The organism is Thermogutta sp., assembly GCF_014359955.1.
Classification (GTDB): domain Bacteria; phylum Planctomycetota; class Planctomycetia; order Pirellulales; family Thermoguttaceae; genus Thermogutta.
The window spans coordinates 1-1191 of sequence record NZ_JACIYL010001061.1 but is presented as its reverse complement, the minus strand read 5'-3'; the positions used below and the strand labels follow the sequence as shown (position 1 = coordinate 1191).

General features: G+C 59.5%; 1 protein-coding gene. It reads right to left on the bottom strand.

Annotated elements, in window-relative coordinates; genetic code table 11:
* Positions 1-142: 142 nt before the first annotated feature.
* A partial coding sequence (locus H5U08_RS19370; protein ID WP_297036996.1) for a hypothetical protein occupies positions 143-1191 on the bottom strand: 1049 nt, incomplete at its 5' end.

Sequence of the window (1191 nt, the reverse complement as noted above, 5' to 3'; positions counted from 1 at the left end):
CTTGCCCTACCGCATGATTTCGCCACTGCGGAGGTGGCACGCCGGAAGCCCACTTTTTTATACCCAACTCGCCCTTTCGGGGGCCGACTTTCCGGCCGACGGCCTGTCGCAAAGAGTCAAACCGCGGCCCGATTTTCCTCTTCTAGCGATCCAAGCCGTTAAGAATCTGCCGCGATAGCGACTCGAACGGAAATGATGCGTATCGTCCCAACTGCCTTCTCTCGTAACGAATTTTGACCTGGGTGGCCTGATCCGGTGCTCGGGCCAGTTGCTCGTCGAATCGATCCAGGATCTGGCGACTCTGTTCTCGACCCTGTTCATACGCCGACGTCAACGGTTCGCCCAATTGCTGCACCCTCTCGTCTAGTTTCTGGAACAGGGAATCCGGCGGGCGTTCATTCCCCTCCCCAACTCGGGCTGCGTATTCGCGGAGTTGGCCCAAAAAATGGAACACTTCCGGTCCGTTCAGAACCGTGACGATCAGGCCAGGCTTCGGCTTCACCTGGGAGCTTTCCCAGTGAGAAGCAAGCGCCAACATCTCCGTCACCGCCCCGCTGTAGTCGCGTCGGAAAAGCTTCGTCCACGCCAGGGCCAGATAACTCACCAGTTCTTCGGGACGTTCCAGTTTCAGCGGTTCGAAGACCCGTTCTGCTTCGCTGAATTGTGCCATTTTGATCTGCAACAGCCCGTACAAAAGGACAGGTTCCGGTTCCTTGCCGGCGAGTTTGAGGGCCGTGCGATAGGCGTCATTGACCACTCTCGCATCCAGATTGTCCTGCAGGAGCATCGCTCCCAGGCTCCGCAGGGCGTTCTTGGCCTCTTCTGTCAGACGGGGAGGACGATTATCCGGCAGAAGCAACCGCGGCGACTGCGACGTCCCGGCGATCTGGGGCAACTGCCGCGACAGGAAAGCATAGAGTTCTCCCGCGTCGATTTGCCCATCTCGATTTTCGTCGGCCGCCCCTCGATACGCGTCGAGTAAAGCAATCGCCGTGGCGGAACCTTCCTGGTTGGTGACGGCCCGCTGGCCGGACGTTGTCGCGGCAATCGCCGTGACAGTGCGAAACGGGGCGCGACCCGGCGGTCCCTGAACGGTCTGGAGGGCATCCTCCGCAGAAACCACATCACCAGGGATCTGAGCTCCTGCTGGAGACACGTCCAGAATCAGCAGCTTCTTGGAAGCCGAACACT